General features: G+C 76.6%; 7 protein-coding genes and 1 pseudogene. 5 read left to right on the top strand and 3 right to left on the bottom strand.

Annotation, left to right across the window (positions count from 1 at the left end):
- Positions 1-368, bottom strand: a pseudogene (locus tag ADK60_RS14170) (hypothetical protein); the annotation flags it as partial.
- A gap of 269 nt (positions 369-637) precedes the next feature.
- Between ADK60_RS14170 and ADK60_RS14165 the strand changes: the two are divergent.
- The 3 genes from ADK60_RS14165 (at position 638) to ADK60_RS14155 (ending at position 7855) form a co-directional block, all read left to right on the top strand.
- Positions 638-1186, top strand: a complete 549-nt coding sequence (locus ADK60_RS14165; protein WP_053646142.1) for a sigma-70 family RNA polymerase sigma factor — start codon at positions 638-640, stop codon at positions 1184-1186.
- Between the two features lie 146 nt (positions 1187-1332).
- Entirely contained in the window at positions 1333-2958 is a 1626-nt protein-coding gene (locus ADK60_RS44785; protein WP_159400437.1) for a hypothetical protein, read from the top strand.
- 85 nt (positions 2959-3043) lie between these two features.
- Complete coding sequence (locus ADK60_RS14155; RefSeq protein ID WP_053646138.1) at positions 3044-7855, top strand: FtsK/SpoIIIE domain-containing protein; 4812 nt, start codon at positions 3044-3046, stop codon at positions 7853-7855.
- Between the two features lie 105 nt (positions 7856-7960).
- On the opposite strand, the gene ADK60_RS14150 is transcribed toward ADK60_RS14155, so the two are convergent.
- Entirely contained in the window at positions 7961-8263 is a 303-nt protein-coding gene (locus ADK60_RS14150) for a WXG100 family type VII secretion target (protein ID WP_045942225.1), read from the bottom strand.
- Positions 8264-8334: 71 nt separating this feature from the next.
- Positions 8335-9117, bottom strand: a complete 783-nt coding sequence (locus ADK60_RS14145; RefSeq protein ID WP_159394353.1) for a hypothetical protein — start codon at positions 9115-9117, stop codon at positions 8335-8337.
- 196 nt (positions 9118-9313) lie between these two features.
- Here ADK60_RS14145 and ADK60_RS44780 point away from each other — a divergent pair, with 196 nt between their 5' ends.
- Both ADK60_RS44780 and ADK60_RS14135 read left to right on the top strand, forming a co-directional pair.
- A complete protein-coding gene (locus ADK60_RS44780; protein ID WP_053646134.1) occupies positions 9314-13957 on the top strand; it encodes a putative T7SS-secreted protein in 4644 nt (1547 codons plus the stop codon).
- A gap of 3349 nt (positions 13958-17306) precedes the next feature.
- On the top strand, positions 17307-18976 hold a 1670-nt coding region (locus ADK60_RS14135), incomplete at its 3' end, for a right-handed parallel beta-helix repeat-containing protein (RefSeq protein ID WP_199839665.1).

The raw sequence follows: 18976 nt of genomic DNA, 5'->3' as shown, positions 1-18976 counted from the left end.
GGGCTCGGCGGGCCTTCGGTCGGGTCGGCGGCCCCGGGCGCGACGGTCGTCACCGTGGCGGCGGGGGCGGCGGCGTTCGGTGCGGCGTGGGGCGCGGCGCCGTTCCCGGCGGGCAGCAGGGCGGAGCAGAGGGCGACGGCGCCGACCAGTGCGGCCGCGGCGGCCGTGGTGGTCCAGACCCTGGCCTGCGGCAGGAGCCCGCGCGGCGGGTTCGGGGGGTGGCGCAGGAAGCTGTCGGAGAAGCGTGCGGGCTCGGGGTGCCGGCCCGGTGCCGGTGTGCCGCCGTCCCGGTGCGGCCGGGGCGACGGGACGGGCGGGGACACCCGGTCGGGTACGGCGGCTGACGGCGGGTCGGACGGTCCGGACACGTGTGCCTCCAGGGCGAGGGCGGGCGCTCGGGATGTTCCTCCGGTCGTCCGGCCGCGGCATGAACCCGGGGTGTCGTGCGCGTGGCGGCCGCCCGACATCCATGGCGTGTCCATCTCACGACAGGCCGCAGTGGCCCGGAGTTCACCGGAGCATCGGCCGCCCGTTCCCCCGCGGCGCTACGGTGACGGCCGTCCGGGGGTGGACCCGTGATCCGCCCGAGGACGCGGCACCGCCCGGACCGGTCTCGCGAGGAGAGCAAGGCGGCATCATGGCGCACACAGCCGACCAGGCCCGGTCGGGGCCGACCACCGCACCGTGGGCGGAACTCCTGGTGGCCGAACGCGAAGTCCTGCACCGCTTCATCAGCGGGCTCAGCGGCAACGATCCGCACCGGGCGGAGGACATCGTCCAGGAGGCGATGTTACGGGCCTGGCAGGCCGCCGAGGCGCTGGACTGGGACGGCCGGCCGATCCGGCTGTGGCTGTTCACGGTCGCCCGCCGCCTGCTGATCGACGAGTGGCGCAAGAATCGCGCGGTGCCGGTCGGCATCACGTTCGAGGGCTTCCCGGCCCCGCTGGCGGCGGACGCCGCCGACCCGTCCGACCGGATCCTCGACCGGCTGGTGCTGGTCGATGCGCTCCGCTCGCTCGACCGCATCCACCAGGAGGCCGTGGTGCACGTCCATCTCCTCGGGCGCCCCGGCGCGGAGGTCGCCCGCGCCCTCGGGATACCCGGCGGGACCCTCAAGTCGCGTACCCACCACGGTGTCCGGTCGCTGCGCCGGCACCTCTCCGACCGGGGCGTGGTCGCCTCGTGACCGGTGCTGTCGTCCGTTCCGTGACCGAAGCCGCCGCCGGTGTCGTCGTCCTTCCCGTGGGCGAAGCCTCCGCCGCTGCCCCGGGTGGCCTCCCCGTCGCGGGGGCCGCCGTCGCGTCGTTCCCGCCGTCCGGTCTCCTGCCAGCGATGCCCGGTACCACCACGCTGATCGGCATCGGCGGGGTGCTGGTGCTGCTCGCCGTCCTCGCCCACCTCACCGCCCGTCGCGCGGGTGGCTGGCGGTTGTTCCGGCGTCGCTTGCGCCGCGAACTCGCGGTTACTGCACGTGCGTTCGCCGCCCCGTTCGCGGCGCGGCATCGGTACGCACGCCAACTGCGCACCGTCCGGAGGCTGCTGGCCGACCGCGCGGGCTGGGCGGACGCCGAGCGGGCCGTCCTCGGCGCCGGACGGGTGGCGGGGGTGCGTCCGTACGCCGTACTGCTCGGCGCGCACACGGTCGGTGTACTGGTGTCCTGCGGCCCGGGCCGGCCGCCGGTCCCGCCCGAGCCGTGGGTGGTGGACGCGGCGGACCCGCGGCTCTGGTGGAGCGCCCGGGACGAGCTGCGGTCGACGGCCGCGGACGGCGGCCCGGCGCCGTTGCTGGCGCTGGTCGGCACCGACGGGCCCGCCGCGGTGCTGCTCGACCTCGCGACCGGACCTGCCGTGACCGAGTTCGGCGGCGACCGGGTGCTCGCCCACGCCGTACTCCAGGCGGTGGCGGCGCAGTTGGACGCCCGGCTGCCGGTGGGCGCCGTGGTGGTTGCCGACGGCGTCCACGCGCGCCACGCGGGCCCGGCACCGGTCGAGGCGCTCGCCGCGGCCGACCGGGTCGCGGCGGACGGGGAGCCGGCCTTCGCCGTCTGTCCCGTCGCCCCCGCGGGGTTCCGCCCCGCGACGGGTGCCCGGTTGCTGGTGCTCGGCGGTGCGCGGGGCTCGGCCCGGCTGGTGACGGTCGACCGGGACGGCCTCCGGTTGCGCGGGACTGCGCTGCGGGTCGAGGCGGTCGCGCTGGCCCGGGCCACGGCCCGGATCCTTCGGGCCCTGCCGCCCTACCCGGCCTTCGCACCGGCCGAGTTGGACGAATCCGACCTGGTGGAGCCGGGCGGTGTGGTGCCGGAGTCGGGGGAGCTGCCGGAGTCGGGGGAGTCGTCGGAGTCGGAGGAGTCGGCGGACCTGGGGGAGCCCGAGGAGTCGACGGCAGGGTCCGTGTCGGTCACGGGGGTGACGACGGATCCGGATTCGTCGGAGGACTCGTCCGACCCGTCGGAGGAATCCGGTCCGGACGGCGAACTGCCGGGCGCCGGACGGTCGGTGGCGCTCGCGCCGCAGCCGTTCCGGGTCGGGCCGGTGTATCCGGAACCGAACGAGGGGAGCGGATCCGGTTCGGAACCGTCGTCGTTCCGGGTCGGCCCGGTGGTGCCGGACCCGACGGTCCTGCGGCTGCTGCTGCACGGACCGGAGCCGGAGGAGGAGCCGGTCGAGCCGGACGAGCCCGGGGCGGCGGAGTGGCCGGCGCCCGGCGTCGCGTCCGCGTCCGGCGTTCCGAAGCCCCTCCCGGACGCGGAGTCCGCATCCTGGCCCCCGCCGGAAGCGGAGTCCTGGCCCCCGCCGAAGCCGAACCCGGAACCGGAACCCGAGCCCGGGCCCGAGCCGGATGTCGAGGACGACTTCGCCGAGCCCGAGCCCGGGCCAGGACCGGCCGGGTACACGGCCGGTGTCTCCGCGCGTCCCTCCGAGACCACCCTCCTGTCCGCGACCCGGCCCGTCGGCTGACCGTGCGGCCGGGCCGGGTCCCGGCATCCCGGCCGACGACCTGCCCGCCCCAGCCCAGCCTGCCCGACCCCCTGGAGACCACCCGGTGAAGCTGACCGTCACCGTCGCCGACGGCACCGACCGCCGCGACCACGTCCTCGACCTGCCTCCCGGTGCGACCGTCGGCGAGCTGGCGGCGGCGCTGGACCGGCGGGACCCCGACCCCGCGGGGGCCGTCGGGACCGCCGGGCCCGGGCAGGACCCCGGTCCCCCCGGCGACGACGTGGAAGCCTTCCTGGCCGGAACGGGAGCCGTCGCCCCGCGCGGACTTCACCTCGGGGCGCGGCGGTTGGACCCGGGGACGGCGGTCGCCGGGACGGGTGTGCGGGAGGGTGCCGTGCTCGGTCTCGGCGCTCCCGCCGAGGAGCCCGACCGGGTCCGGAGCAGCGCGCCGGACCGGCGCCCGGGCGACCCCGTCCAACTGGAGCTGCACCTCGTCTCCGGTCCGGGGGCGGGGCGGATCTGGCGGCTCGGGCCCGGCAGCCACGAGATCGGCAGCGACCCGTCCTGCACGGTCCGCCTCCGCGGCTCCGGCGCTCCCGCGGGCGGCCTCTGGCTGACCGTCGGCCCGGACGGCTCGGCGGGCTGGCACCGCGCACCCGTCGGCCCCGGTCGGTCGAAGGACCCCGATGGCTCCCCGGGCAGCGACAGTGACAGCGACAGCTACGGCTATGGCGGCGACGACGACGGCGACGACGGAGCGGGCTCCGTCCCGGGTGCCCCCGAGGGCGGCACCCCGCCCCCGGACGACGGCGACGAGGCGATCGCGCTCCGCACGCCGAGCCCGCCCGCCACGGAGCGCAACGTTCACACGGAGCGCAACGTCCACACGGACCGCACCGACCGCACCCACCGAGCCGACCGCACCGATCGCACCCACCGCGCCGACCGCGCCGACGGCGGCACCGCCTGGCCGGTCGGCGCCGACCTCACCGTCGGCGCCGCCCTGCTGCGCCTGGTCGAGCCGGTCGAGCCGGACGCCGCCGTGGTGCCGTCCGCCGACGGCATCGGCGTCGACTACAACCGCCCGCCGCGGATCGTCCCGCACCTGGACGCCGAGCGGATGCGGCTGCCCCTGCCGCCGACCGCTCCCTCCCGGCGGCCCTTCCCGCTGCTGCTGATGCTGGCCCCGGTCGTGCTGGGCATGGTCATGGTGGCGGTCTTCCAGTCGTACTTCTACCTGGTCTTCATCCTCTTCAGCCCGCTGATGGCCGTCTCCAACTGGATCGTCGGGCGGCGCGGCAACCGCAAGCAGCACGAGGAGGCGGTGGCCCGCTACGAGGCCCGGCGCCGCGTCCTGGAGCAGGAGATCCGGACCGCCGCCGACCGCGAGCGCCGGGTGCGCGGAGTGGCGGGGCCGGACCCCGCGACGGTCGCGCTGACCGCCACCGGCCCCGGCGGCCGGCTCTGGGAGCGGCGCCGGCACGACCCCGACCACCTGGTGCTGCGCATCGGCACGGTCGACCAGCCGTCGGTGAAGGAGATCGACGACCCGGCGCGGGACGAGAACCACCGCCTGGTGCGCTGGAGCATCCCCGATGTGCCGATCGGCATCGAGGTCGCGGAGTTCGGCGTGGTGGGGGTGGCCGGCACCGGGCCCGCCGTCCAGGCGCTGGCCCGCTGGCTGGTCGCCCAGTCCGCCGTCCTGCACAGCCCGCGGGACCTGCGCGTCGTCGTCCTCTCCGACCGCTCGCGCGCCGACGGCTGGGCCTGGGTGCGGTGGCTGCCCCACCTGCGCCCGCCCGGCGGCGGGGCCGGACCAGGCGGGGTCGCATCCGGCGGGGCCGGGCCGGTGGTGGCCGTCGGCAACGACCCGGAGTCCACCGCCAACCGGATCTCGGAACTGGTCGCCCAGATCCAGGCCCGCCGGCGGGTGCTCGGCTCCTCCATGGGCAAGGCGATGTTCAACGAACCGGACGTCCTGGTGATCGCCGACGGGGCCCGGCACCTGCGCGACGTGCCCGGCATGGTGCAGGTGCTCACCGAGGGGCCCGGGGTACGGGTCTTCAGTATCTGCCTCGACGCCCAGGAGCGGCTGCTGCCCGAGGAGTGCGGCACCGTCGTCCTCGCCGCCGGGCACCGCCTCACCGTCCGCCGCACCGGCGCACCCGACCTCACCGATGTGCGCGCCGACCTGGTCGACGCCGACTGGTGCGAGCAGGTGGCGAGGGCGCTCGCGCCGGTCCGCGACGTCAGCCCCGAGCACGACGCCGGACTGCCGCAGCTGGTCCGGCTGTTGGACCTGCTGCGGCTCGAACCGCCGGACCCCGCCGCCCTGCTGGCCCGCTGGCGCCGCCGCCCGGCGGCCACCTCCTTCCTGCTCGGGACGGGCTACGACGGCCCGCTCACCCTCGACCTGGTCCGCGACGGACCGCACGCCCTGGTCGCCGGGACCACCGGCTCCGGCAAGTCGGAGCTGCTCCAGTCCTTCGTGGCCTCGCTGGCCGCCGCCAACCGCCCGGACGAACTCACCTTCGTCCTGGTCGACTACAAGGGCGGTTCGGCGTTCCGCGAGTGCGCCGAACTCCCGCACAACCTCGGTATGGTGACCGACCTGGACGCCCACCTGGTGGAGCGCGCCCTGGAGTCGCTCGGTGCCGAACTGCGGCGCCGCGAAAGGCTGCTGGCCGATGTCGCGGCCAAGGACCACCCCGAGTACCGGTCCAAGCGGGTCGCGGACCCGGCGCTGCCCCCGCTGCCGCGGCTGCTGCTGGTGATCGACGAGTTCGCCACCCTGGTCCGCGAGGTCCCCGACTTCGTCCCGGGGCTGATCGGGATCGCCCAGCGCGGCCGCTCCCTCGGCATCCACCTGGTGCTCGCCACCCAGCGGCCCTCGGGAGCCGTCACCAGTGACATCCGCGCCAACACCAATCTGCGGATCGCGCTGCGGGTCACCGACTCCACCGAGAGCCAGGACATCATCGACACCTCGGAGGCGGTGCACATCCCGGCCTCCGCGCCCGGGCGCGCCCTCGTCCGGCTGGGGCACCGCTCCACGGTGCCGTTCCAGAGCGCCTGGGCCGGTGCGGCCCGCCCCGACGCGGCCGGCGCGGCCGCCGCCGAGCGGCCCCGCGGGCCGGTGCGGGCCACCGGACTGTCCTGGACCGGCCTCGGCCGCGCGCTCGCCCTGCCGCTCGTCGCGGGAGACCCCGCCGCGCCCGCCGCACCCGTCCCGACCGACCTCCAGGCCCTGGTCGCCGCCGTCCGCGAGGCCGCCGCCGCCCTGGACGACTTCACCCCGCAGCCCAGCCCCTGGCTGCCCGCCCTGCCCGAGGAGGTGCTGCTGGACGAGGTGACGGCGCTGCTGCCGCCCGCCGGGAACGCGGAACTCCCGGTGGTCCCCTACGCGTTGGAGGATGTCCCCCAGCTCCAGCAGCGCCGGGTCGCCACCGTCGACCTGGCCTCCTTCGGCCACCTGTACGTGATCGGCGCCCCCCGCTCCGGCCGCACGCAGGTCCTGCGCACCCTGGCCGGCTCGGTGGCCAGGACGGCGTCCTGCGCGGACGTCCACCTGTACGGGATCGACGCCGCGGGCGGCGGGCTGGCCGCCCTCAACGCCCTGCCGCACTGCGGGGCGGTCGTCTCCCGGCACGACCAGGAACGGCTCGAACGCCTGCTGCACCGGCTCACCGCCGAGCTGACGCGACGTCAGGAGCTGTGCAGCGAGCGGAACGCGGCCGGGCTCAACGAGCTGCGCGCCGCGCTGCCGAAGCCGGAGCGGCCCGCGCACGTCCTGCTGCTGATCGACGGCTGGGACGCGCTGTCCGGGCTGCTGGACGACCACGACAACGGCCGGCTCGCCGACCTGGTCACCCGGCTGCTGCGGGAGGGGGCGGCGGCCGGCATCCACGTCGTCGCCACCTCCGAGCGGTCACTGCTGGGCGGCCGGCTCGCCGCGCACAACGACCACAAGCTGCTGCTGCGCCAGGGCGACCGCAACGACTACCAGTTGGTCGGACTCTCGCCGAGCAAGGTGCCGGCCGGTATCCCGGCCGGCCGGGGCTGGCACACGCTCAGCGGCACCGAGACCCAGGTCGCGCTGCTCGCCCCCGGCGCCGGCGGCCGGGAACAGGCCAGGGCGCTGGCGGCGATCGGTGCGGAGAGCACCCGCCGGGACGGCGCGGTGCCGCCCGGACTGCGTCCCTTCCCGGTCGCCGCGCTGCCCCGCTCGGTGGACTTCGCGGAGGCGTACGCGGCCGTCCCGGAGGACTCCCGTCGCCCCCTGTGGGGCCTGCTCGGCCTCGGCGGCGACGACGCCGGACCGGTCGGGGTGGACCTCGCCGGGGCCGCCGCGGCCTTCGCGGTGCTCGGCCCGCCCGGATCCGGGCGCAGCACGGCGCTCGCCTCACTGGCCGTCTCGCTGCTCGCCGGCGGCACCGGGCTGGTCGTCCTCGCGCCGCGCCACTCCCCGCTGCGGGCGCTGGCCCGGCACGCCAGGGCCCGGGTGCTGACCGACGCGGACCCGTCCGCACAGGACGTGCCGGCCGCCCTGGACGGACTCGCCGGTCCCCGCGTGGTGGTGGTCGACGACGCGGACCTGCTGGCGGCGCCCGCCTGCGACCGCGTGCTCAAGGAGGTCGCCGCCTTCGGCCGGGACCGCGGCCTCGGCCTGGTCTACGCGGGGTCGGCGGACGCCCTCCAGCTGGCGATGGGCAGTTGGCTCAGCGCGGCCAAGCGGGCCCGGCGGGGTCTGCTGCTGGGGCCGAAGAGCCTCCAGGAGGGCGACATGATCGGCGTCCGGCTGCCGGTGCACCTGATCCGGGCCACCCCGGTCGCGGGCCGCGGCTGGACCACCGGGCGGGGCGGCGAGGCGATGGCCGTGCAGGTGCCGCTGACGGTGCTGCGCAGCGAGGACTGAGTCGGGGACCGAGCGGGCCGGAGACCGAGCGAGTCGGGGGCCGGGCGGGCCGGGGCCGGGGTGCGCAGCACGGAGCTGCGCACCCCGGCCCGTGCGGTGCAGGCGTCAGCTGCTCTCGCGCAGGCTGCTCGCCATGTCCTGGTCCATCTGGTGCATCTGGTCCTTGATCTGGCGGAACTGCTTCGCGAAGCCCTTGATGCCCTCCATCGCGGCCAGCAGGCTGGTGTTGAACTTGTCGTAGGCCTCCTGCATCGCGGGGCTGGACTGCTGGAACACCATGCCGTCGCCGAGCAGGTTGTTCACGTCGTTCTTCAGGTCGTTGAGCATCGGCACGATGTTCTCGGCCGCCGAGTCGAGCCGGCCCGAGGTGGTCTCGATCTTCTCGAAGTCGAGGGAGATGTTGGGCATGTCGCGGTCCTTTCGAAGGGGGGTCGGCCGGCCGGGGAGGTCGTCGGTCCCGGCCGGTTCGGGCGGCGCCCTCAGTCGTCCTGGGAGCTTCCGCCGCCGGTCTGCTGCCATTCCTGGCCGGGCCCGTTGCGGTGGTACTGGGTGGCCGTGCCGTCGTTGTCGGTGACGGTCATGTCGCCGCTGCCGTCCTCGTGCAGGTGGGTCTCGGCGTGGTTCTTGGTGCCGTCCGCGTACACGGTGTCGGTGGTGAACGAGCGGCCGTGGTCGGAGTAGGCGGTGGTGGAGGTGTAGCTCTGCCCGTCGTGGGTGACGGTGGTCTCCTCCTTGATCACGTTGTGGTCGGCGTCCAGGGTGAGGTGGGTGTGCACCGAGCCGTTCGCGGTGTCGATGGTCTGGTCGACGGGCGGTGCGCCCGGGTCGGTGGCCCGGCAGAACTCCGGCACGGTGCCGTCCTCGCCGGGGTGGCACTGGTCGGCGTGGGCGTTGCGGTACTCCCAGGCGGCCTGCCGGTCGCGCCACTGGTCGAGCCCCATGTTGGCGCCCATCACGCCCAGGCCGTCGGCGATCTGGGCGTCCACGTCGAAGAAGCCGTCGGCGACCGCGCCGAACACGTCGCCGAGCTGCTTGAGGTGGTCCACGGCCCGGTTCATCGGGTCCTTGGAGAGCCGGTAGAGGCTGCGGAAGCCGTTGGTGACGTTCGGATCGCCGAACACCGCCTGGGCGTCGCCGAGCTTCCCCGAACCGTACTGGGAGAACAGGCTGTCGTGGAGGGTCGGGGAGATCCGGTCGGCCAGGTTGTGCAGGTCCTTGCGGGCCTCGTGCAGGACGCCGTAGTCCATCGAGAAGTCGGGCACGGGATTTCCCTCCGGTCGGATCGGCGCGCGGTGTTCCCGGTCGACCACGTGCCGGCGGCCCCCGCGGTTCACCGGACACCGGGTGCCGTCGGGTGCCGTCCGCCGTGAACCGCCGGGGACCCCGGCACGTGGTCCTCCCGAGAAGTGCCGCGCGCCGCGGCGGCCGGCCGTGCCCACGGACGAGGAGGAGACGACGGTGCCCCAGCGTCCGACCGACTGGAACGCGATCGGCCTGTCCGCCGACCCCACGCCGGGGGACCCGGACCGGATCGACGAGGTGCAGCGCTCCCTGGCCGACCTCGGCCGCACCGCCCGGGAGATCGACGACGCGCTCGCCGCCGTGCTCGACAAGACCGGCCAGGGCGCGTTCACGGGCCAGACGGCGGACGCCCTCCGGGACAAGATCAGCGGGCCGCTGCGGGCCTTCGTCCAGTCGGTGGCCGACGGCTTCGAGAACTCCGCGCGGGCCCTGACCACCTATGCCGGGGTGGTCCGCGACCAGCAGTGGCGCGCCGACAACGCGCTCTCCCAGGGCCGCGGACTGGCCCAGGACGACACCCGGCGCACCGAACTGGCGAGCACCGCCCGCCGGGCCGGCACCGCCCAGGACGAGGCCGGCCGCACCGCCGGCTCGGCCCTCAGCAGCGCCGCCCGCGGGATCAAGCAGCCGGTCTCCGACTGCGACCTGTTCTGGGAGGCCTTCCAGTGGCTGGCGATCGCGCTGATCCTGCCCGCGCTGATCTTCGGCGGGCCGATCGCGCTGATCGCCATCGGCGTCAATCTGGCGATCTTCGTGAAGACCGCGGTCGACTTCTCCCAGGGCAGGGCCAGCGCGCTGGACCTCTTCCTGTCCGGCCTCGGCATGATCGCCCCCACCACCAAGGGCCTGCCGCTGCTCAAACTCATCAGCGCCGGGGCCAAGTTCACCTGGACCGGGATCAAGGGCGTCGCCCAGGCGGTCGGCGGCTTCTTCCGCGGGGTCTTCACCGGCGGCGGCTCGCACGCCTTCGCCTTCCTGCCGGGCCTCGCCGACCTCGCCCGGATGACCGGCGGCTGGGTGAAGGCGGGCGGCCTCTGGGTGCTGAACGGGGTCACCCGGCTGCCGCACTTCGCCGGGGTCACCTTCCGCGCGAGCGGAATCGCCGTGGTCAACGGCGTCAAGGGACTTCCCGCCCTGGTCCGCGGCCTGCCGGCCAACCTCGGGCGGGTCGGGTCCGCCTCCTGGGACTTCGCCCGCGCCCAGCTCGGCGGCACCAAGTGGCTGCGGCTGGTGCTCCCCGTCGACGCGGCCGAGATCGGCCGGTACGGGCTGCGCGGCGCCCTGCGGATCGGCCTCTGGGAGCGCGGGGTCCTCGGCAACTTCCGGTACGGCGCACCGCTGCTCGGCACCGCCGGCCGGACGGCGGCCGCCGTCCCCGTGCCGCCCCCGGTGCACCGGGTCGACGGCCTCGTCGACCTGAGCCGCACCGACCTGGCGAAGGTGCGGGTCGGCGACTGGGCCGGGCCGCGCCGGCTGGAGATCCCGCACCCGGAAACGTCCGGCTCCGGCCTCTCCTACACCCGGCCGTCCGACTTCCGCCTGCACAACGACCTCGCCGACCGCCTCTCGCTCGCCCCGGACGCCGTCCGCCGGCTGGACGCGCTGCTGGACACCCCGATCCGCGAGCTGCACCCGGTCGGCAGCTGGGCCGGCGGCACCGTCGTCACCCCGGGCGGGCTGCACGTGGAGACCGGACTCGGCGTCAGCGCCGCACCCGGCGGCCTGCACGGGACCGGCGGACTCGCCGCCGGCGCACCGACCCCCGCCCCCGTGCACCTGGCCGACACCCTCAGCACCGGCGGCCCCGCCACCGCCCACGTCCCGAACCTCCAGACCCAGGCGCTCGGCCTCCACCAGGCCGGCGGTGCGCCGACCGCCCTCGGCACCGGCGCGCTGCACACCGTCTCCCCGGCGACCCCGGCCGTCCACACGGCCGACCTGCTCACCCCCTCCGCGGCCGTCCCGCACCTGACGGCCGGCACGCTCCCGACGGCGGCGGTGCACGGCACGGCCCTGCCGTCGACGGTCACGGGCGCCGTGACCGTGCCGGGGCTCGGGACGGCCGGTCCCGGAGCGCACCTGAACGGCGCCCTGGACCTGCTGGCCACCGGCTCCCCGCTGAACCGGGCCGACGCGCCGGTCTTCACGGCGGGCGGGAACCTCGGCGACCACAGCACGCGCGCCCTGGCGGCCAACCAGGTCAACCTGCACCTGGGGGAGTTCGCGGCGCCGCGGGTGACCCCGGCCCCGGCGGTGGCGCTGCCGCCGGTGCACGCCGTCACCCTGCCGACCGGTCTCGGCGGCGCACCCGGCGCCGGCGGCGTCACCGACCTCGGGGTGAACGGCGGTTCCGGGGCGCACGGCGGCCTCGGCCGGGTGGACGAGGCGCTCGGCCTGCTCCAGCCCGGCCCCGGGCACGGGACGGTCCAGGGACTCGCGGGCCCGGTCCCGGCGGCACCTGTTCCGTTGCCGCCCGCCGTCCTCGGTTCGACGCCGCTGCCGCCGTCCGCGTCGGTGCAGAACCTGACGACGGTGCACGACCTGCCGACGGTGCCCGCGGCCGGCGGGCACGGCGGCCCCGAGCGGCTGACCGGCGCCCAGTTGGACCGGCTCTGGCGCGAGCAGGGCGACCGGGTGGCCGGGCTGTTCGGCGCGGCCGACGACCCCGGCCGCGGTGCCCGGCTGGACGCCTGGGCCGACCTCACCCTCGCCCGGCACGACCTCGGCCGGGCCGAGCGCCTGTCGGCGGACCTCCGGGCGCGTCCCGGCAGCGGCTCCCGGCCCAGCCCCGTGGTGATCCACGCCCAGGCCTCGGTGGACGCCGCGGCGCTCAAGGTCGACGCGGCCCTGGAGCGGGTCACCGGGCTGGGGATCGACCCCGCCCGGATGGACCGCGACCTGGCCGCGCTCACGGCGGACAGCCTCCGCGAACGCCCCCGGCTGCTCGGCGGCGCGGAGAACGGCGGCGGGATGCCGCAGCACCTCAACCCGCAGCCCCAGCTCGCGCCCAACCCGGCACCCCAGCACGGCCAGCCCCAGCACGCCCAGCCGCAGCCGCCGGCCCCGCAGCCGGTCGTGCTCGCCCTCGCCGACCAGGGCACCGCCGGCCCCAACGGCCTGCGGATCGAGTCCGCCACCACCCCGAACGGCACCGTCCACCGGGTACTCGACGCCCACGACGTGCCCGACCCGATGCTGCAGCCGACGCCCCGGCCCGGCGGCGGCTTCGACCTGCACGACACCCGGCTCGGCACCACCCACTCCTACGACGGCAACGGCCGCCTGGTCGCCGAGGACCTGCCGCTCACCGGCCTCGACGGAGCCCCCGCCGGCTACCACGTGCACACCGACTTCGACCCGCAGGGGGCGGCCACCCACCGGGTGCACGACCCCGACGGCGTGACCCCCCTCCAGGCCGCCCCGCGCCCGGGCGGCGGCTTCGACCTGCGCGACCCGGCCACCGGCGGCCACCGGGGCTTCGACCACGCCGGCCGGCTGGTCGAGGAGGGCCGCCCGCTGCTCCTCGGCGACGGCACGCCGTTCGGCCCGGTCCTGCTGCTTGGACACGACAACGGCACGATCACCCGCTCGCTGTCCGGCGGCGGCCACACCCTCACCGAGCTGCCGGGGGGAGCCGGGCTGCGGGTCACCGACCCGGTCACCGGCCGCTCGGCGCTGTACGACAACGGCGGAGCCTTCCGCGCCGAGGGCCTGGCCCTCGGGGACGGCGCGGGGCTGCGCGGGAACCGCTTCGTCGTTCCGCAGGGTGGCGGCGGGCACGCGCTCACCGACGCCGGTGGCGCTGTGCTGCCGCAGCCGGTGACGGATCTGGCGAATGGTGGGGTGCGGTTGACGGATCCGGTGACGGGGCGTTCGGTGCGGTACGGGGCGAACGGTCTGCAGGTGGAGGCGGGGGTGTCGCTGGCCGACGCGGCGGGTGCCCGTGGCACGCACTTCCTGGCCGACGGCAACCCGCCGAGGGTGACGGATACGGCGGGTACGCCGACGGGTCTGACGGGGGAGGGGCTGACGGGCGGTGGATGGCGGGTGACCGACCCGGTCACCGGAGTCTCCACCCGGTACACGCCGCAGGGCGGGTTCGCCGAGCGGGGCCTGGCCCTCGGGGACGGCGCGGGGGTGCGGGGCGGCCGGTTCGTCGTCCCGCAGGGCGGCGGTGGGCACGCGCTCACCGACGCGGCCGGCGCCCTGCTGCCCGAGCGCGTGGTGGCGCACCCCGGCGGCGGGTTCCGGATCGAGGGCGCGCCCGCCGTCCCGGGCGGCGGCGTGCCGTACGAGCGGTTCGCCGCCGACGGCACGCTCACGACCGACGGCCGGCAGTTGCTCGACGGCAACGGCACCGTCGTGGGCCACTTGGAGCGCCCGGTGCCCGCGCCCGGCCACGCGCCCGGCCACCCGGTCCCCGGCCACGCGACGCGCCCGGCCACCCGGTCCCCGGCCACGCGCCCGGCCACCCGGTCCCCGGCCACGCGCCCGGCCACCCGGTCCCCGGCCACGCGCCCGGCCACCCGGCGCCCGCCGGGCAGCCGGCCTGGCTGGACGCCGCGTTCCAGCCGGACGCCACGCGGGTGGTCACGGCCGACGGCGCCGGCCTCCGGGTCACCGCCCCCGGCGGCTCCTACCGCGTCTTCGACGACGCCGGGCGGCTCACCGACGACGCCGCCCGCCTGCACGCGCCCGGCGGCGGAGCGCTCGACCAGTGGGTGGCCCTGCACACCCCGCCCGGCGGCCCGCGCACCCTCCGGGTGCTGGACGGTACCGGCACCCCGGTGCCGAACCTGACCGCCGCCGACCGTCCGGCCGGCGGCTTCCAGGTCACCGACGCCGCCGCCGACAACGGCTTCGCGCGCTACGGCGCGGACGGCGCCCGGCTGGAGACCGGTACCGCGCTGCGCGGCCCGGACGGCAACCCGGACCACACCTTCGCCGTCCTGCCCCCGCCCGGCCCCGGCGGCGCCGCCCTCCCCGGCCGGCTGGAGGACGCGGCCGGCGTCCGGGTGCCCGAACGCACCGTCACCGTCCGCGCCGACGGCGGCCTCCAGGTCTCCGTCGACCGGCCGAACGGCCCCCGGCACGGCGAGTACACCGCCCACGCGCCGGGGGACGGCCGGATCACCCACCAGGGCTTCAACGTCGTCGACGGCGGGCGGCGCACCGACCACCAGTACGTCGTCGACCACACCCCGGCGGCCGGCGCGACCTGGAGCCGGCAGCCGCACCCGGCGGCCGCCGTCCCGCCGCCGGCCGGCACCGGCGCCTTCCACCACGGCCGGGTGGAGACGGTCGGCGGCGGCGACCGGATCCGGCTGCTCTCCTCCACCTACACGCCGGTCGAGGTGTTCGAACGCCGGGTGCTGCCCGGTGGCGGTCTGCTGGACTCCTTCCGCCGCACCGACACCCTGTTGTTCGGCGACCTCGACCGCCGCACGGTCTGGACGCAGTGGGACGCCGCCGGCGGCCCCGGCGGGCACGGCACCCGGCGCTACGACACCTCCGGCTTCGGCTGGCGGGACCTCGACCACCGCGGCAACCCCGTCCACGAGTACCGGGACGGGCTGCAGAAGACCGGCGGGGTCACCGGCCACACCTTCGCCGTCCGCAACGCCGACCGCAGCTGGACCTGGCACCGCTTCGACGGCGCCGGCCAGGAACTCGCGCACGGCCCGCGCACCCAGCACCGGGACGCCGGCTGGACCGACCGGCTGGCCGACGGCACCCTCGTCCAGAAGCAGTGGGGGATGGGTCACGGCCCCGGCAAGGCCGGCCAGTTCCTGGAGCACACCTGGCAGGGCGGCGGCGTGCGGCAGACCTGGGAGCGGCACTCCCCGCACGGCAAGGAGGTCGGCAAGCGCGAGGTCCTGGCCACCGACAACGCGGTCCTGACCACCACCCGCTGGTCCGAGCAGCGCCCGCCGCTGTGGGTGCGCAGGCACCTGGTGGGTGCCGGCGGGCCGCAGGGCGTCGCCGCGCACCTCGCCGACGACACCCGCTACCAGGTCTTCCTGTGGGACAAGGCGGGCGGCGTCAACCCGGGCGGCGGCGTCCGCTACGTCGGCATGGACGGCGCCGCCGTCGACCTCGGGGCCGACGGCCGCTTCGTCCGCTCCACCGGGAAGCTGCACGGCGGCAGCACGCTCAAGGTCGGCGACCACGCCAACCCGCCCGCGCACCCGCCCACCGATCCGGCCCACCTGCCCTGGGAGGAGCCCGGTCGCCGCGGCTACCGGGTCGAGGTGGTCCCGCCCGCCGGGGCCGGCCGCGACCACCCGCTGTGGCAGGACCGGTTCAGCCCGGACGGCGGCGCCAACTGGCAGGTCGCCCGGGAGGGCTTCGCCGACGGCTCGGTCCGCGAGTACCGGGTGCCGCCCCAGGTGGACCCGGCGACCGCCAACGTCCAGGGCCGGGGCACCCACGCCTGGGTCCAGCGGGACGCGCACGGCAACCTGACCGGCAGCCACGACATCTGGCAGGACGCCCAGGGCCACCGGATCGAGGTCACCGGCACCGGCCGCCCGGACTCCGGGCGGTGGACCTGGACCGCCACCGACCACCTGGGCAACCGGACCACCGGCCGCCGCGAGTCCTTCCGCGGCTCCGACGACCCCCGGCTGCCCTGGGACGACTCCTTCCGGGACTTCGACGCGGGCGGCGCCCTGCTCCGGGAGCGCAACCTGCTGGACGGCGGTCGCTGGGTCGACTCCTGGCGGGGCGCCGCCCCGCCCGGCGGAGGACAGCGCTGGCACACCGCCAAGTACGAGGCGAACGGCACGGCCGTCGACTTCGGCGCCGGACAGCAGGTGCGCCGCTGGTGGAACGCCGACACCCGGGCCTGGCAGGACAACTGGACGGCCGGCACCCGGCACTTCCGCGACGAGTTCCGTCCGGCCGCCGGCGGCCCCGCCCTCACCCTGCGCGAAGTCCCCCCGCACCTCGCGCTCGGCGAGGGCCCGCTGCGGGTGCGCCAGTACGTTCCCGGTGGCAACGCCCCGCACCCCGCGGGGAGTTGGAAGGAGTTCGACCACGGCGCGGTGGTCCGCGAGCGCAAGCCGCTCGGGGACGGCACCTTCCTGGAGAAGGACGCCTGGCGCGGCCAGTGGCGCCGCTACGACCAGAACCACCGGATCATCGCCCAGCGCACCGACAGCGGCCTGGTCTGGGAGACCGGGCCCGGCGGCAACCTGCGGGTCACCGGAAACGAGTACGACTTCCGCGGCCCGCTCACCGAGATCCGCGGCTTCGGCCGGCGGGTCCGCGAGGCCAACCGGCTGCCCTGGGGCGACTCGGTCGAGGTGCGGGTGCCGCGGATGCAGAACGCCCTCGCCGGCGTCCCGGGGCTGCCGGCGGCGCGCAACGGCGCGGTGCCGCTCGGCGAGGCCCTCTACCAGCCGTACTGGAAGGTGCTGGCGAAGAAGGTCGCGCTGGAGTTCGGCCAGGAGTTCGTCCTGGAGTTCGGCGCCAACCTGGCCGTCAACGGCATCGTCGCCGCCGCCAACAACAAGCCCTTCACCGGCAAGGACGTGCTCAAGTCCTTCGCCAACGCGGCGGTCGGGGCGGGGGTCAAGAGCCTGGTCTCCACCGGCATGCACGAGCTGCGCGGCAGCGCGGTCGGCGGCCCCAAGTCGGTGTTCGGCAACGTCGACGGCGGCAAGCACGAGCTGCGCCACCCCAACAACCACGACAAGCACTGGGCCAACGAGTGGGCGGGCAACGAGACCCCGACCCGCTGGCGCGGCGGCACCTACGACTTCTTCTACAACGCCGCGCTCGGCGGCGTCGTCGGCTGGGTCAACGGCGCCATGAACGCCGCCGTCTGGGGCGTCACCGGCGCCGACGGCAAGACCCATGTGCTCAGCGGTATGGACGCCTTCCTGGACGGCGGCATCGCCGGCCTGGCCGGTCTGACCACCGCGAGCAGCGCGGCGCTCGCCAAGAACGCCGTCATCGCCGGCGGCGGCAGCCGCTTCTTCCACCGCCAGGGCTTCGCCGAGTTCTGGCTCCAGCTCCCGTTCAAGATCTTCGAGAAGACGGTCACCTCGCTCTGGCTGACCAACGCCTACCGGGCGAGCATCGACCCGGCCTGGTACCGAGCCCCCCTGCCCGCCCCCGCACCGAAGCAAGGACAGCAGCCCTGATGCCCCACCGGACCACCCGGACCCATGTCGTCGGCCCGCGCGGCCGCGGCGCCCACCGTCTCGTCGCCGACGCCCTGCGGGCCGCGCAGCCCGGCGACAGCGTGGTCATCACGCCCGGCCGCTACCAGGAATCGCTCGAACTGGCCCACCGGGTCGTCCTGGTCGCCGAGCAGGGCCCCGGGACGGTGGTGCTCGCGGCCCCGCCGGGCGGCGCCCCGGTGCTCCGCGTGCTCGGCCCCGACTGCCTGCTCCGGGGCCTCGAACTGGAGGGCGCCGACCCCGGGGACCCGGCCGTCACCGTCACCGCCGGGGCCGGCCTCGTGCTCGACCACTGCACCGTGACCGGCGGCCGGATCGAGGTCCGCGGGCCGGAGGGCGCCGAGCCGGGGGACTTCCGCGAGGGCGAGGAGGGGACCTCCGCCGTGCTGCTGCGCGACTGCCGGCTGACCGGCGCCCGGCACGCCGCCCTGCGGCTGTCCGGCGGCGCCCGGGTGCGGGTCGAGTCCACCACCGTCGCCGAGGTCGACGGGGTGGGCGCGGTGCTCGCCGGCACCGCCCGGCTGGACGTCACCGGCCTGCGCCTGGAGTCCACCACCGGCTCGGGGATCCGGCTGCGCGGGAGGTCCCGGCTGCGGATGACGGAATCCCGGCTGACCTCCCCGGGCCGCGCCGGGCTGCTGCTGGAGGACACCGCCCACGCCCTGGTCACCACCACCCGGATCGAGACGCCCGGGACCGCCGGCCTCCACCTCGGCGGCGAGTCCCACGCCGACCTGACCGACACCCGGGTGCTGCGTCCGGCCGCCAGCGCCCTGGTGCTCCAGGACGGTGCCCGGTTGACCGCCGACGGCTGCACGGTCACCGCCCCGGGCGCCAACGGGCTGCTCGCCACCGGCACGGCACGCGCCCGCCTCACCGACTGCCGGCTGGAGGACTGCGGGTTCAGCGCGGTCCACCTCGCCGACCGCGCCGAGGCCGTGTTCACCGACTGCCGGGTGCGCCGGGGCGCCGAGCACGGCTTCCACGTGGCGGGCTCGGCCGTGCTGGGCCTCACCGACAGCACGGTCGGCGAGGTCGTCCTGACCGGCGTCGCCGTCACCGACGAGGCCCGGGCCACCGTCACCGGCTGCCGGATCGACACCGCGCACACCGGGGTCGCCGTCGCCTCCCCGGCCGGCTCGCGGATCGACCGCACCACGGTCGTCGGAGCCTCCCGGGCCGGACTGGAGGTCTCCTCCGGCGGCCGCGCCGTGCTGACCGGCAACCGGGTCACCGGCTCGGGCGCCGCCGGACTCCTGTTCGACGCCGGCTCCGAGGCCACGGTGGAGGGCGGCTCGGTGGAGGGCGGCAGCGGCTCGGGCGTCGTCGTCTGGACCGGCGCCCGCCCGGTGATCACCGGACTGCGGATCGACGGCACCGGCCGCAACGGCGTGTACTTCGCCGAGGGCGCCGGCGGCCTGCTGAGCTCCTGCGACCTGGTCGGGACCAGGCTGCCCGCACTGCACCTGGCGGCCGGCGCCGCGCCGCGACTGCGCCGCTGCCGGGTGCTGGACTGCCCGGCCGCGTTCGGCGGCGACGGGGCGGCGGCGCCCGTCCTGGAGCAGTGCGACGTCGACGGCGCCCCGCTGTCCTTCGCCCCCGGCGGCGCGCCCCGCCCTCCCGCCCCGCC

The organism is Streptomyces sp. XY431, from assembly GCF_001279805.1.
Lineage (GTDB): Bacteria > Actinomycetota > Actinomycetes > Streptomycetales > Streptomycetaceae > Kitasatospora > Kitasatospora purpeofusca.
Note: the sequence above shows the minus strand (reverse complement) of the source record. Positions and strands in the feature narration are given on the sequence as shown.